Consider the following 13,503-nt stretch of genomic DNA (forward strand, 5'->3'; position numbering starts at 1 on the left):
GCAATTGTCAGTCCGCAGGACTGACAATTTCGCCTCTTGGGCGGAACACAAAGCGCGTACCGGTGGTCGGACTCGAACCGACACGTCCTAGGGACACGGGATTTTGAATCCCGCGTGTCTACCAATTCCACCACACCGGCGCGCGGAAACGCCTTTAGCGGTGATTGCGCGGGCGTCAACGGGCAACGTCACTTTGGCGCGCCTTTCAGGGCGATACACTGTGTAAATCCATAAGCCGAAAATGTCAGTCGCTGCGCAGGCGTTATGTTTAGGCCTGTTGAATACGCGATTTGTTGCGCGGGCGGGTCAGCTTTGGGCGCCGGACCCTCGGCCAATAGGCTCTCGACGCGTCGCGCAATCGCATCACCGCTATCGATCCAGTCAACAGAATAAGGCGCCGCAGCGACGAGCTCATCACGCAAGAGCGGGAAATGCGTACAGGCGAGCACAACGGCGTCGATCGGAGCCCCTTGGAACAAAGGGGCGATTTCAGCCGCAATAACGTCCCGATCCACAGGATCCCCGCGCAGTTTGCGTTCCGCCTGTTCGACAAGTGCGAGAGAGCCTTTCAGTCGCACCTCGCAATCGCTGGCATAGCGGTCGATCAGATCATCAACATAACGACGCCGGACCGTGCCGGGTGTGCCGAGAACCGCAATACGACGCATGCGCGAGGCTGCAGCGGCGGGCTTAATCGCAGGGACGACACCCACCACGGGCACATCCAAGACCGCCCGAATAGCCGGCAGGGCCGTCGTCGAGGCGGTGTTGCACGCAATCACCACAATATCGGGCCGGAGCATATCGCAAAGGGGCGCGAGGAGAGCGGGCAGTCGTGCGCGGAGCTGTGCTTCGGTCTTCTCCCCATACGGCCGGAACGCATCATCCGCGAGATAGGTTTGCCGTAAATCCGGCATGCGCGTGCGCATATCGCGGCTGACGGACAAGCCACCAACGCCGGAGTCAAACACGAGCGCATGCGGCGCAAAATTGGGGCGAGACAGGGTCACGCGGATGGGTATAGCCGAAACATATGTCCCCCTTGCAGCCAAATAAGGTTTATTTTGCGCTAATCCCCGCCTAGCGAATACAGATGAGCTGGCCAACATCTGAAATAAATCGACGATATAGCCGATGGGCCGTGGCGCTCATCGGCGGGCTCCTGTTCTTTCGCGTCCTTGTTGTGCTGCTCAATCCGGCAGGCTTGCACGGTGACGAAGCGCAATATTGGGCATGGGCACAAGATCCTGCTTTCGGTTATTATTCCAAACCACCCCTGATTGCGTGGGTTATCTGGATGACGACAGCCGTGTTTGGAGACACCGAATGGGCGGTACGGCTGGCGTCGCCTTTTTTACATTCGATGACGGCGGTTTTGACCTACCTCACCGCGACGCGACTTTATGGAGCCAAGACCGGGTTTTTCGCGAGCGCGCTTTACGTCCTCATGCCCGGGGTCGCCCTGTCGGCCTCCATCATTAGCACGGACGCGGCGCTGCTGGTGTTCGTCGCCTTATTTATTCATGCGTGGGTACGGCTGCGCGAGCGCGCCACATGGGTCTGGGCGCTCACATTAGGCGCCGCGTTTGGTCTTGGCATGATGACCAAATATGCGATGATCTATGTGGTGCCCGCCTTTGTCTTGGCGCTCATACTTGACCGCGCCACGCGCCACGCTCTGCTGGGATGGCGCGGCTTGGTCGCCGGACTTGTCGGCGGCGTCATTTTACTGCCAAACCTGCTGTGGAACGCCACGCATGATTTCGCGACGCTGGTCCACACGACGGATAATGCCAATCTGAAAGACGGCCCACAGCTCAATCCCGGCGAGCTCGCCGAATTCGTCTTGGGGCAATTGGGCGTGTTCGGGCCGCTCACATTCATTCTATTGCTGATCGCTTTTTGGACCGCGCGAAAATCCCGCAAAGAGTTCAGCCTCTGGCTCGTGTTTTTGGCGCTCACCCCGCTGCTTGTCATCTGTGTTCAAGCCCTGATTAGTCGCGCCAATGCGAATTGGGCCGGGGCCGCTTACGCCAGTGCGCCGATCGTGCTGGCGGCGTGGGCCGTGAGCTCAGAGCGCACATTGCGGTGGCTGAAAGCCGGACTCATCATCAATGCGCTTCTTTGTTTGATCCCAGGGGCGGTGATGACCTCGCCGACACTGGTGGATCAGCTCGGCTTTGCCAATTCCGTCAAACGACAGCGCGCTTGGCCAGAGACGGTCGAGGTCATCCGCGCGCGCTATGAAGCAGGCGATTACGCCGCCGTCGCCGTTGATAATCGGCTCATGTTTTACGACCTTGTCTATTACGGGCTACCCGAAACAACCCCGCTTTATATGTGGCGGTTCGAACCCCGGCTTAACAATCATGCCGAGCTTACGAGTCCGCTCCCACAAGATGATCGGTCAGTTCTGATCGTCTCATATTACGCGGGTTACGCGGGTTATTTCGCCCGCGATTTCGAGACCCTAGCGCCTCTAGGGGATATCGAGATCATACTGGGCGGCGGCAAGACGCGCCGCCTCTATACATACGCTGCGTCAGGCTACCACGGCCCCGTGTTCAGAGACTAAGAGTTAGGCCTCCGACCTATTTCCCGCCGTGCGCCGCGTCCCCCCAGAGTTGTTTAAGCGTGGCATCCCGACGGCAACTGAGTCGGTAGCCGCGATAGCGCAGCGGGTTTTTCTTGTAATAATCCTGATGATAATCTTCGGCGTCATAGAAGGTCACGGCCGGCACAATCGGCGTCACGATGAGCGCGTTAAAAGGTTTATTTGCCTCAATCGCGGCTAAGCTCGCCGTGGCATCTGGCAGTTGGTTTGGCGTGGCAAATACAGCCGTCCGGTAAGACGACCCTGTATCGCAGAATTGACCCGTTTCATCGGTCGGATCGACCGTCGTCCAATAGAAATCCACCAACTCACGATAGCTCACTTCGCTCGGATCAAAGAGAACCTCAGCGGCTTCATAATGGCCCGTCTCGGTATAGCTCACTGCCTTATAACTCGGATTATCAAGCGTTCCGCCCGTGTAGCCTGATTTGACCTCGATCACGCCGGGGAGGCTTTCAAAATCTTTTTCCACGCACCAGAAACATCCGCCTGCGAAAATAGCGGTCGCCAATCCGTCGGGCGCTTCCGACTTATACGGTGCCATCGGACCTGACACGGCGGAGGCGACCCCCGTCTTGACCTCAACTAACTGGGCTTCAGCTGTCATGGTTTCAGCGCTTGTTACTGTCTGAGCCCCATCCGCATCAACAGGCGGAGACGCTTCGGCACAGGCCGAGACAAGGGTTATGGCCGTGAAAGCCGTGAGGATAATTTTATATTTCATATCAATCTTATGCGGCTGCAACCGGCATTGTTCCAATGAATTTGTGGAGAGGCGCGCGTGAGCGGGCGCTTAATTCCCGGCCCGTGCCGCCTTGTAGGCGGCGAGAACGCGTTCGCGTGCCTCCTTATGGTCGACAATCGGTTCTGGATAATCGCGGCCCAACTCAATTCCTGATTTATCCAAGACATCGTCAGGCGCGGTCCAGGGTTGCTGGAGGTATTTATTCGGCAGCGCCGCCAGCTCTGGCACCCATTGGCGCACATAGTCCCCATTGGGATCGAACTTCTCGCCCTGCCCGAACGGATTAAACACGCGGAAATAGGGTGCGGCATCCGCGCCCGTGCCTGCCACCCACTGCCAGCTGGCCGCATTGGACGCGAGGTCCGCTTCCAACAGCGTGTCCCAGAACCAATCCTCGCCGTCACGCCAGTCGATCATCAAATGTTTGATCAGGAAGCTCGCCACCACCATGCGCACGCGGTTGTGCATCCACCCCGTCGCCCAGAGTTGCCGCATCCCGGCATCGACAAACGGATAACCGGTCTGTCCGGTCGTCCACGCTTCAAAGGCTTGGTCATCATGATCCCACGCCATGGCCTCATAGTTCGGATTAAAATTTTTCGTCGCCAACTCTGGGTTATAGAACAGCAGGGAGTAGGAAAATTCACGCCACCCGATCTCGCTCAAGAATTTATACGACGTCGTCTCATTGTCTTTGCACGCATCCCAAATCTGACGTGGGCTAATCTCGCCGTGCGCCAAATGTGGAGAGAGGCGCGAGGTCAAGTCTTTATCAGGGCGGTCGCGACCTTCCGCGTAGTCCTCAATCGGGCCGTCCAAGAAATCGGCGAGCCGTGCCTGCGCCGCCGCTTCGCCTGGGGTGTGATAGTCGAGCATTTTGGAGCCCCAATCCGGGCGCGTGGGCAACAAGCCCCACCCATCCAGATCATCAGACGCCAGCGCGCCGTCGAAGCCGTCTAACGTGGTCGGCGCAGGCAGCGGATCGGCGACCTCAAGCCCATCCTTGGCCGCGCGCCAGAACGGGGTGAACACGCGGTAGGGTGTCCCTGTCTTGGTTTTCACCTCCCACGGCTCCACCAGTAAATTCCCTTTAAAGCTTTCAACGCTGAGGCCGCGCGCGGTGAGTGTGTCTTTGATCTGCGCGTCGCGGTCGCGGTCCGGCTTAAAATAGCGGCGGTTCCAGAACACGGCGTCTGCACCTGTCTCTTTGATCACCGCGTCGATTACCGCGGCGGCCGCCCCTGCGCGCAGGATCAAGCGCCCGCCGCGATTTTCAATATCGGCCTTTAATTCGCCGAGGGAATGATGCAGCCACACCCCGTTCGCGCCGCCATGCGCCCGCCCTGTATCGCTCTCCAAAATATAAAGCAGAATGATCGGGCCGCCGCGATCTATGGCCGCGTGCAGCGCCGGGTGATCAGACAGGCGCCGGTCCTTGCGGAACCAGACGATGGAAGGGGAAGCTGTTGTCATAGGGTATATACGGTTGGGCGAAGCGGGTGAGGTTGAAAAATAGGGATTAGATGAGCAAGGACAGTGTGAGGCAGGCGGAGAAATTAGTCACACATCGCGAAAAGTGCTAGTCTCTGGAAGTTAGACAGTTTTCGTTTGAGAAAACCGACTGAATCTTAGCCGGGAGTAAACAATGGCGGCATCACCTGACGATCAACTTGCAACAATGCTCACCAATATACCTGAAAAAACAGGTCAAACATTAGACGCTTGGAAAAAGATTATCGCCAAAAGCGGACACGAGAAACATGGCGCTATCGTCAAACTCCTGAAAAGCGAGCATGGTGTTACACACGGGTTTGCGAATTTGATCGCCACAAAGGCGCGCGAAAGCGGTGAGGATGTTGACTTGATTGCCACGCAATATTCAGGGCCCAAATCCGGACTTAAGCCTCTGCATGATTTGATTGTAAAATACGCAAAATCCCTCGGTCAAGACGTTGAGCTGGCCCCGAAGAAGGCCTCTCACAGTCTACGACGAAAAAAACAATTCGCGCTTATTATACCCGCGACTAAGTCCCGAATCGACCTTGGATTGGCTTTAAAAGGGGATGAGACGACAGGTCGTCTCGAGCCTTACAATGCAATGTGTTCACATCGTGTACGCCTTGAGTCTTCTAAAGACTTTGACACTGAGGTTAAGGGCTGGTTGAAAGACGCTTATTCACGCTCTGGCTAAAATCCGAATTTAGAAAGTCGCGGGTGCGCCCGGGCTTCATTGTCGCTGTCACACAGACAAAAGGCCCCCTCATGAAAGACCATTTTGAACGCCATCGCCAAGCATGGACGACTGACGAGATTCAGAAGCTGAACCGTTTAGCAGGCAAGGGGATGAGTTTAAAGGCAATTGCAAAGTCGCTGACACGGTCGGAAGAGTCGACCAAGAAACGCGCGAAAGAAGATAAGTTGACGATACGAAAAGTACGGTAGTTTGGGCAAACTGCCGTAGTAACTCTCTGGCTGTCCGCCGCGCACGACGTTCGCGCTTCCTTGATCACGGGTCCCCCGGACCCTTGATCGGCGTCACCAATCGACAAGCCGCTCAGTTTTTAGAATGTCCATCACAGTTGGGCGCTCACGGATCACGCGGTATTCATCGCCGCGCACCATGACTTCCGGCACGAGCGGACGCGTATTATATTGGCTGCTTTGCGCCGCGCCATACGCCCCCGTCGAATGGATCACGATGAGGTCGCCGGACGAGAGTTCCGGCATCTCGCGGCCTTTGGCAAAAGTGTCGCCACTTTCGCAAATTGGCCCGACAATGTCGTAGGTGTGAGACGTATAATCCGGCCCCGGTGCGCACACAGGTTCCATGTCGTGGAAAGCATCATAGAGCGCGGGGCGGAGCAAATCATTCATCGCCGCGTCGAGGATCAGGAAGTCTCGATCCTCACCCTGTTTAACATAAAGGACTTGGGTCAGCAGAATGCCGCTATTGCCCGCGATCATGCGGCCTGGTTCGAACACCATTTGCACGTCTAGATCCGCCGTAAGTCGCCGGACCAACGCGCCATATTCAGACGGTTGCGGCGGGGTGCGGCCATTATCGCCGTAAGGAATACCAAGGCCACCGCCAATATCAAACGCCCGGATCGTGTGACCTTGTTCGCGCAGCCGCGTGATCAACCCGGCGACTTTGACAATCGCCGCCTCAAACGGCGCGAGGTCATCAATCTGACTCCCAATGTGAACATCAACGCCGACGACCTCGATCCCCGGAAGTCGCGCGGCTTCCGCATAGGCCTGCTCAGCGCCGCTCCAGGCAATCCCAAATTTATTCTCTTTTTTGCCCGTGCTGATCTTTTCATGCCCGCCCGCGCTCACATCCGGATTGACCCGAAACGCAATCGGAGCGCGCACGCCTTTTTGCATGGCCACCGCGTTGAGCGCGTGCAATTCGGGCAGACTTTCAACATTGAACATTTTAATGTTCGCATCGAGCGCGTCGCTCATTTCAGATTTGGTTTTACCCACGCCAGAAAACACAATGCGCGCGCCGGGGATACCCGCGATCAGGGCGCGCGCCAGCTCTCCGCCTGACACCACATCCGCGCCCGCGCCTAATTTAGCGAGCGTTTGCAACACGGCGATATTGCTGTTGGCTTTAACCGAATACGCGACCAGCGTGTCCATACCGGAGAAACTGTCCGCAAAGACGCGGTAATGACGTTCGAACGTCGCGCTGGAATAGACATAGACGGGCGTGCCGACCTCGGCCGCAATGCGCGACAAGGCAACCCCTTCGGCGTAAAGCTCGCCGTCCTTAAAATCAAAATGGCGCATGAGCAGTAAAGGCCTTTTTCGTGCCCTAAGGCAAATCGGCGACGTCAATGCCGTAGCCGACATCATCGTCATCGTCAGCATCGAGAGGATTATCGGACGAAGCGGTTTGAGCGGCCGCATCAACCACGGCGGCATCAACCACAGCAGCATCATCCGCGACTTTTTCCGCCATAGCCTCGCCCCAAAGTGGCGGGGCCGTTTTCAACCCGCCGGAAATGCCACAGGCCGAGAGCGGCGCAACAAACGCAAGGAGTAAAGCAAGCTTGAGACGATGTTTCATAAGGTCGCCATAATGCGAGGCTCTGTCTGCGTCGAGTCGCAATGATGTGAGCGGTTCCTGACAATTCTTTCACTATTTAAGTCATGCGCAGCAAGGCAGAGGGGTGAGATGAAACCCTCCTCTCTCTCGCACAGGCTATTTTTAGCCCCCTCTTTGGCCACACTCTTGCTCGTTACGGCGGCGCAGGCTGAGGATGCGCCAAAACCGCTTAGCGACGAATATTGTATGCCCGCAGGTGGGATCCACGACACAATTGCAAAGTTTGACAGCATAAAGCCAGAAAAACGCGACACAGTCGGCCCTGACCTCTCGTTGACATTTAAACTGCAAGAGAATGAAATCATGCCCGAACGCGTTGAGCTTCGCGACGCAGACACGGTGTCGCCCGTCCAGTTCAATGACAAAAACCGCAGCATTGGTTTCATTGATCAATTGCGCGCCGTGTCAGATGCCGCGTCACTCTGCATTATCGATCCGGCGCGGGCCGACCGGACCCGCGAAGACCGCGGCTTTATCGTTGATATCAACATGGGCGTCCGGTTTAAGGACACGCCCGGCACCCACTCTCTGAGCCAGATTGAGGACGGGATGAAAGACGGGCGCTCTCACTATAAGAAAATGGTGGGCGCGATGGGCTTTATGGTCCCGAAGTTTGATTATATTGCTGTGGCCGGAGAGGATGACAGCGCGCCGCCGCGGGTTTGGGCGACGGCCGAGGGCGTTGATCTGGGTGAGCCAGACTTCGAGCTGTATGATGGCGCGCGCATGGTCTCGATCAAAGCGCTGGAAAAAATGGGCGCCGATGGCGTGCGGGTCGAAGAGGGCTATTACCGTATGAGCCCAAGTCCTGACGCCAAAACCGTCGCGAAATTCTCTGGCGACGACTGAGCGCCGTCGCTATTACGGGCTGCGACGCCCTTAACAACCGCATTATCTATCAGAAGCGCTTAGCGTTCCACGATCAAGGTGGCGCCTTCAATAGATTGCACACGCAGCAAATCACCGGCCATCGCTGAACCGATTTCCAGCCGCGCCGACCATTGCGTGTCACCCACGTTAACGCGGCCTTCTGTACCGCTAAAATCAGCGGCCGCTTTGACCTGTCGACCGATCATGGCTTTGCTAGGGTCATTTAGGTCCGACGGCTCGCCGCCTTTGACCAATTTCTGTACATGGGTTCGTCCCAGCACGAGCGTCGTGATCGACAGCAGGAAAAATAGCAACATCTGCCATTCCCAACCCATGCCCGGCGCAATGAAGAGCAGGATGCCCACCGCGAGGGCTGAGACCGCCGGCCAGAGGAGATAGGTTGAACCTGTCATCAGCTCGACCCCCAGCAGCACAACGCCCAAAATGAGCCAGTGCCACGCGGTGAGTTGGGAAAGGAGTTCTATCATTGCTTAGTCCTTCACACCCTCAATCAGCGTTTTCACGCCGGCCAAAGTCCCGACTAATGACGACAGTTCCGCCGGCACGATTAGTGTTTTCTGGTTCGGCGACGTTGCGAGTTTCTCAAACGCTTTCACATAGTCCTGCGCGATGAAATAATTGATCGCATTCACATCACCCTCAGCAATGGCTTGGGACACCATCGTCGTGGCCGACGCTTCCGCTTGCGCTTCCCGTTCGCGGGCCTCAGCGTCCAAGAAAGCCGCCTCGCGGCGCCCTTCGGCTTCACGCACCGCAGATTGCTTTTCACCTTCAGCCTTAAGAATCTGGCTTTGCTTATGACCTTCGGCCATCAGAATATCGGCGCGTTTTTCACGTTCGGCCTTCATCTGCTTGTTCATAGCTTGGGTAATGTCATGCGGCGGCGACAGATCTTTAATTTCGATCCGGGTCACTTTCGTCCCCCACGAGTCTGTCGCTCGGTCGATAACGGTCAATAGCTTGGCATTGATCTCATCCCGACGGGACAGAACTTCGTCCAAATCCATTGACCCGACAACGGTCCGTACATTGGTCAGACAGAGGTTTCGAATGGCATGGTCGAGATTATTGACTTCGTAGGCGGCCTTGCGCGGGTCGATCACCTGAATGAAGACGACCGCATCCGCGGTCACCATGGCATTATCCTTGGTGATCACTTCTTGGCTGTCCACGTCAATGACACGCTCGCGCATGTTCACTTTGTGACCAATCCTCTCATAAAACGGGACCAAGAAGGTCAGGCCGGGCTTAAGCGTTCGTGTATATCGCCCGAAACTCTCGACCGTATATTCCCACCCCTGCCGCACAACCGTAACCGCGCGAACAACAAAGAAAACCACCAGCGCAACCGCCAGCAAAACCAATATCTGTCCTATGTCCATCAAATATCCTCTTTCGTGTGTGACTTATAGATTATCTAAAACATGCTCAGCGGAGCTGACATGAAATTCGCCTGGCCCTTCAACAAAGAGCTGCTCAAGCGTGCCGTCATTGACGACCATTGCGTAGCGTTGTGAGCGCATCCCCATGCCGAAACCGGACGCATCCATTTCCAGCCCCAGAGATTTCGCGAACGCGCCATTACCGTCGGCCAACATAACCACGCCGTCCGCGCCCTGTTGTTTGCCCCACGCATCCATGACGAAGACATCATTGACGGATGTACAGGCAATGGTGTCCACGCCTTTGGCTTTCAATGCTGCGGCATGGTCTTTAAATCCGGGAAGGTGTTTGGCGGAACAGGTCGGCGTGTAAGCCCCCGGTACGGCGAACAGCACCACGCGTTTGCCTTTGAACAAATCTGTCGCGCTCAGGGGCGCAGGCCCATCTTCGCCCATCGTCATGAACGTGGCGTCGGGAAGGGTTTGTCCGGTTTCGATTGTCATGATATCTCTTTAGGTTGCAATAGGGGTTATCGTTGTTCGATAAAGATGCCAGACATGATCGTGTCTGGCAATTCTTGAAATTCGAAAAATCAACCCCATATGCGGGTTGTGAATACAGCCAATACACAGTCAGACGCCGCCGCGGATTATATCAGCTACCGGGGGCAATATTTGATTGCGACGCCCGCGATGGGCGACCCACGCTTTACACAAACCGTCATTTTCCTCTGCGCGCATGATGCGTCTGGCGCGATGGGTTTGGTCATTAACCGCGCGAAATCTAACCTCGTTATATCCGACCTGCTCGACCATGTCGGCGTCGACGGGGCTGTGCGTGTGGCTGACACTGCGGTGCTTGAAGGCGGCCCGGTCGAAGTTGACCGTGGGTTTGTGCTCCATTCTGCGGATTGGTTCCGCGACGATAACTCGCTCAAAATATCCGATTCGCTTGGCTTGAGCACGACGAAGGATGCGCTCGAAGCGCTCGTCAGTGACACGCCGCCTGACCGCGCCATGTTGGCCATTGGTTATGCGGGTTGGGGCCCGGGACAGTTGGAAGATGAAATCGCCAGCAATGCGTGGCTTATCGCCGGCGGCGACGACACATTGGTGTTCGACAATGATATGGACGCAAAATGGACGCAGGCATTGGCCCGAATCGGGGTCAATCCGGCGCAGTTAAGCGCCTTTGGCGGGAGCGCCTGAAGGCGCGTAACACCCGCTCATCGATTTTATCGACGTATAGGGGGCTCTCCAAAAGAGCCGCGAACTATCTTTCATAACATATGTTATGAAAGATACGGTATGATGATACTTTAACGCAGCTTTTCGTGCGGTTGCCGCTCGCTATGCGACGCTTGCTCGTTAGGGAGCCTCATGCAACCTGACCAGACAGTATTTGGGGTTATCCTTATTGATGATGACCCCGCTGAAAAACTCATTATCGAACGGATTTTGAAGGCTCTAACAGATGTGTCTTTCCGCCTCGATCACGTGACGAAATGTAGTCAAGCGATCAAGCTTATCGAAAAAAATGCGTATGAACTTGTGTTGCTGGATAATCTGCTGTCGCGCAGAATGTCGGCGAAATTCTCTGTTCCGATTATAAAATCCGCCATTGGCGCTGCGCCCATGGCCGTGATTTCGAATGATGTCTCCCCGGACTATCTACATAGTGCCAAGGATCTTGGTGTCGACTATATTGTCGATAAAGCGAACATGATCGACTTCATAAAATCCCAAATGAACTATCTTTTGGGGCGCACTAATTTAACGTAGCCTGCGCCGTTAAATTAGTGCGCCCGGCCCGCTCGGGGAAACGTGACGGCGGCGTTCAAACGATATCCCCGCCTATGCACGGTCTGGATCACAAGACTTTCATCAGTGCCAATGCTGTCTGCCCATCCCTTGTCGAGCAATTCTCGCCGTGACGCGACATTCGCTTAATATCCGGAGAGAATTTGTAGGACATTTATCACTTGCGGTTCGACCAAAACCTCGCGCGTGTCGTGAGTGATAAGATTACGCCCAGGGAAAGCCATGAAGACCCCGAGGTGAAAAGTGAGCGGATCATGGTAGTGAGTCAAAGCGTTCGTCTCTTGAGTTGACAAAGCGTGCTAAATGCGAGGCTTATGACGACAGAATCTCTCCCAACGCCATGACCTTTTGTGTTGTATTTTCATGATAAAGCAAACGCTTAATCGATTTATATATATTTGACGCTTGCGCTTTGACACAGCGACATGGTCTCTTTGAAACCTGAGTTTAACGGCGAAGGCAAGACGCATTTATGAGACAATATTTCGGGAAAAAACTTCCGCTTTCGTTTTTTATCGCAACGATGACATTAATCGTTGTTCCGTCGCAATCCGAAGTCGCCAACGCGTTTGGCACCGTCAATCAGCTGGGTCAAAACTCTGAACATGCACGGATCACACGCCATGCTTTGACCTGCCAGCCAGCATCCAGTGCAGGAACTTGCCTAGAAGAAAACACCCTAGAGAGCCTCGCGGGGACACGCGGTACCTTTGGCGCCGTTGGGGCCCCTGATCGGGGCCGAGGGATGCTCACGTCATTCGCACACTGCAGCGCGGGGGATCATTTTGAGGTGCAAGGATATCCTCAGACAGCGGCCGAAGCCCAAGCAAAATTAACCGAGTGTCGCGACTATATGGTGTCGAACCTCGACCATGCCGTCATAGACGCGGCCGATTTGCTCGACCAAAACGGTGACTTTCGCTCACGTGAAACATCAATGTTCGGCGGCTGCGTTTACAAGGGTAGCCAGCATGGTCGCGCCAAATGTAATGTTCTGGCGCATATGGGTCGCATTTTGCATGCTTCGCAGGATTTTTATTCGCACAGCAACTGGGTCGATCTACCTAATTTCGAGGCGCCCAATAGCACTGATAATCCGCCTGGACTGGGCCAACGCGGCCCCTCTCCTTGGCTTGACCTCCGGATGGCGCGACCACAGTTCCCGCGGGGATTGATATCCGGCTGTTTTGATAATCAATCCTATTTGGGCGAAGACAAGGGCTGTCTGTATGGAGACGGCACGGTGCATCGCGTCAGGCATTTAAACGTCAATAAAGATACGGGCACGATTGACCCTTATATTGGTGCTGCCACAACAGAACGGGGCGCCATCAACGATAATTTCAAACATGCCGTCCAAGCCGCGATTTTAGATACGGCTGATAAATGGCGAACCCTGAATGACCGTCTTATCGCGACCTATGGCGACACCAATGGGCGCAAAATGATTTGTGCGCTGACGCATGACTCGCCTAAAAAATCGTGTTGAGGCCAGCGTTCGATTGAACGCGCAACATCTCTGAGTCTTTGATCCGCACAAACTCCTTGTCTGAACCAAAGCTTGATTAACGCCGAACTTCAATCGTGACGATATACTGCCCCCCAGCACCGTTCATGGTCACTGTGTAAGTTCCTGACTTCTCCCCTAAGTGGTATTTGAAGCGACCAATTTCATCGTCATTTGTAATTGTGTCATCTTCAAACAAGATCAATCCCCCGAGTGTCGATGGGAAAAATAGTTACCAACCGCCGTTTTGTCACTGGCACTCATTGAGTAGCTATTGTTTGCGTAACGGACTTCGTCTGTGCGCTGTGAGGTGTATATTGAATCTGAATCTAATCCACTTGTCGGCTGGACGCACTCAACGGATTCCACGACATTGATCGGAGATTGTGGCGGGGAATATAACGTAGTTGACGCGGCCAAGATACT

Annotated in this window: 15 protein-coding genes and 1 tRNA gene; 7 read left to right on the plus strand and 9 right to left on the minus strand. The window is 55.2% G+C overall.

Annotation, left to right across the window (positions count from 1 at the left end; translation table 11 throughout):
- Positions 1-57: 57 nt before the first annotated feature.
- Together IE105_RS05695 and murI are read right to left on the minus strand one after the other, a co-directional pair.
- Positions 58-140, minus strand: a tRNA-Leu gene (locus tag IE105_RS05695).
- Positions 141-188: 48 nt separating this feature from the next.
- The gene (gene murI / locus IE105_RS05700) at positions 189-1,010 is read right to left on the minus strand and encodes a glutamate racemase (protein WP_233354004.1); all 822 of its coding nucleotides are present in this window, start codon (positions 1,008-1,010) and stop codon (positions 189-191) included.
- Positions 1,011-1,093: 83 nt separating this feature from the next.
- Between murI and IE105_RS05705 the strand changes: the two genes are divergently transcribed.
- Positions 1,094-2,575, plus strand: a complete 1,482-nt coding sequence (locus IE105_RS05705; protein WP_189496314.1) for an ArnT family glycosyltransferase — start codon at positions 1,094-1,096, stop codon at positions 2,573-2,575.
- A 16-nt stretch (positions 2,576-2,591) separates the two neighbouring features.
- Here IE105_RS05705 and msrA read toward each other — a convergent pair whose 3' ends face one another.
- On the minus strand, positions 2,592-3,338 hold the full coding sequence (msrA, locus tag IE105_RS05710; protein WP_189496316.1) for a peptide-methionine (S)-S-oxide reductase MsrA: 747 nt from the start codon (positions 3,336-3,338) through the stop codon (positions 2,592-2,594).
- Between the two features lie 69 nt (positions 3,339-3,407).
- Positions 3,408-4,832, minus strand: coding sequence for a cryptochrome/photolyase family protein (locus IE105_RS05715; RefSeq protein ID WP_189496318.1), 1,425 nt, complete (start codon positions 4,830-4,832; stop codon positions 3,408-3,410).
- A 172-nt stretch (positions 4,833-5,004) separates the two neighbouring features.
- On the opposite strand from IE105_RS05715, the gene IE105_RS05720 reads away from it, so the two are divergent.
- On the plus strand, positions 5,005-5,550 hold the full coding sequence (locus IE105_RS05720; RefSeq protein ID WP_189496320.1) for a DUF4287 domain-containing protein: 546 nt from the start codon (positions 5,005-5,007) through the stop codon (positions 5,548-5,550).
- A 71-nt stretch (positions 5,551-5,621) separates the two neighbouring features.
- Entirely contained in the window at positions 5,622-5,801 is a 180-nt protein-coding gene (locus tag IE105_RS05725; protein WP_189496322.1) for a hypothetical protein, read from the plus strand.
- A 93-nt stretch (positions 5,802-5,894) separates the two neighbouring features.
- Here IE105_RS05725 and lysA read toward each other — a convergent pair whose 3' ends face one another.
- Positions 5,895-7,157, minus strand: a complete 1,263-nt coding sequence (gene lysA, locus IE105_RS05730) for a diaminopimelate decarboxylase (RefSeq protein WP_189496324.1) — start codon at positions 7,155-7,157, stop codon at positions 5,895-5,897.
- Positions 7,158-7,182: 25 nt separating this feature from the next.
- On the minus strand, positions 7,183-7,437 hold the full coding sequence (locus IE105_RS05735) for a hypothetical protein (protein ID WP_189496326.1): 255 nt from the start codon (positions 7,435-7,437) through the stop codon (positions 7,183-7,185).
- Between the two features lie 108 nt (positions 7,438-7,545).
- Here IE105_RS05735 and IE105_RS05740 point away from each other — a divergent pair, with 108 nt between their 5' ends.
- On the plus strand, positions 7,546-8,325 hold the full coding sequence (locus IE105_RS05740; RefSeq protein WP_189496328.1) for a hypothetical protein: 780 nt from the start codon (positions 7,546-7,548) through the stop codon (positions 8,323-8,325).
- Between the two features lie 59 nt (positions 8,326-8,384).
- Here IE105_RS05740 and IE105_RS05745 read toward each other — a convergent pair whose 3' ends face one another.
- From IE105_RS05745 to IE105_RS05755, 3 genes are read right to left on the minus strand one after another with little or no spacing between them, the layout of a single operon-like run.
- Positions 8,385-8,834 carry an NfeD family protein gene (locus IE105_RS05745; RefSeq protein ID WP_189496330.1) on the minus strand — a complete coding sequence of 150 codons (450 nt, stop codon included), beginning with the start codon at positions 8,832-8,834 and terminating at the stop codon, positions 8,385-8,387.
- Between the two features lie 3 nt (positions 8,835-8,837).
- Positions 8,838-9,749, minus strand: a complete 912-nt coding sequence (locus IE105_RS05750; RefSeq protein ID WP_189496332.1) for an SPFH domain-containing protein — start codon at positions 9,747-9,749, stop codon at positions 8,838-8,840.
- 24 nt (positions 9,750-9,773) lie between these two features.
- Complete coding sequence (locus tag IE105_RS05755; RefSeq protein ID WP_189496335.1) at positions 9,774-10,253, minus strand: peroxiredoxin; 480 nt, start codon at positions 10,251-10,253, stop codon at positions 9,774-9,776.
- Positions 10,254-10,352: 99 nt separating this feature from the next.
- On the opposite strand from IE105_RS05755, the gene IE105_RS05760 reads away from it, so the two are divergent.
- The 3 genes from IE105_RS05760 (at position 10,353) to IE105_RS05770 (ending at position 13,059) form a co-directional block, all read left to right on the plus strand.
- Positions 10,353-10,958 (plus strand): YqgE/AlgH family protein, encoded by a 606-nt coding sequence (locus tag IE105_RS05760; protein WP_189496337.1) that lies wholly within the window; start codon positions 10,353-10,355, stop codon positions 10,956-10,958.
- A gap of 171 nt (positions 10,959-11,129) precedes the next feature.
- Positions 11,130-11,531: a response regulator gene (locus IE105_RS05765; protein WP_189496340.1), complete on the plus strand. Its 402-nt coding sequence runs from the start codon at positions 11,130-11,132 to the stop codon at positions 11,529-11,531.
- A gap of 511 nt (positions 11,532-12,042) precedes the next feature.
- Positions 12,043-13,059 (plus strand): CinY protein, encoded by a 1,017-nt coding sequence (locus IE105_RS05770; protein ID WP_189496342.1) that lies wholly within the window; start codon positions 12,043-12,045, stop codon positions 13,057-13,059.
- Positions 13,060-13,503: the final 444 nt, after the last annotated feature.

The organism is Algimonas arctica, from assembly GCF_014652695.1.
GTDB lineage: Bacteria > Pseudomonadota > Alphaproteobacteria > Caulobacterales > Maricaulaceae > Litorimonas > Litorimonas arctica.

Bases quoted from the DNA above. Each gene is read 5' to 3' on its own strand.
- IE105_RS05705 (WP_189496314.1), top strand. From the start codon at position 1,094: ATGAGCTGGCCAACATCTGAAATAAATCGACGATATAGCCGATGGGCC.
- msrA (WP_189496316.1), bottom strand. From the start codon at position 3,338: ATGAAATATAAAATTATCCTCACGGCTTTCACGGCCATAACCCTTGTC.
- IE105_RS05715 (WP_189496318.1), bottom strand. From the start codon at position 4,832: ATGACAACAGCTTCCCCTTCCATCGTCTGGTTCCGCAAGGACCGGCGC.
- IE105_RS05720 (WP_189496320.1), top strand. From the start codon at position 5,005: ATGGCGGCATCACCTGACGATCAACTTGCAACAATGCTCACCAATATA.
- IE105_RS05725 (WP_189496322.1), top strand. From the start codon at position 5,622: ATGAAAGACCATTTTGAACGCCATCGCCAAGCATGGACGACTGACGAG.
- lysA (WP_189496324.1), bottom strand. From the start codon at position 7,157: ATGCGCCATTTTGATTTTAAGGACGGCGAGCTTTACGCCGAAGGGGTT.
- IE105_RS05735 (WP_189496326.1), bottom strand. From the start codon at position 7,437: ATGAAACATCGTCTCAAGCTTGCTTTACTCCTTGCGTTTGTTGCGCCG.
- IE105_RS05740 (WP_189496328.1), top strand. From the start codon at position 7,546: ATGAAACCCTCCTCTCTCTCGCACAGGCTATTTTTAGCCCCCTCTTTG.
- IE105_RS05745 (WP_189496330.1), bottom strand. From the start codon at position 8,834: ATGATAGAACTCCTTTCCCAACTCACCGCGTGGCACTGGCTCATTTTG.
- IE105_RS05750 (WP_189496332.1), bottom strand. From the start codon at position 9,749: ATGGACATAGGACAGATATTGGTTTTGCTGGCGGTTGCGCTGGTGGTT.
- IE105_RS05755 (WP_189496335.1), bottom strand. From the start codon at position 10,253: ATGACAATCGAAACCGGACAAACCCTTCCCGACGCCACGTTCATGACG.
- IE105_RS05760 (WP_189496337.1), top strand. From the start codon at position 10,353: ATGCGGGTTGTGAATACAGCCAATACACAGTCAGACGCCGCCGCGGAT.
- IE105_RS05765 (WP_189496340.1), top strand. From the start codon at position 11,130: ATGCAACCTGACCAGACAGTATTTGGGGTTATCCTTATTGATGATGAC.
- IE105_RS05770 (WP_189496342.1), top strand. From the start codon at position 12,043: ATGAGACAATATTTCGGGAAAAAACTTCCGCTTTCGTTTTTTATCGCA.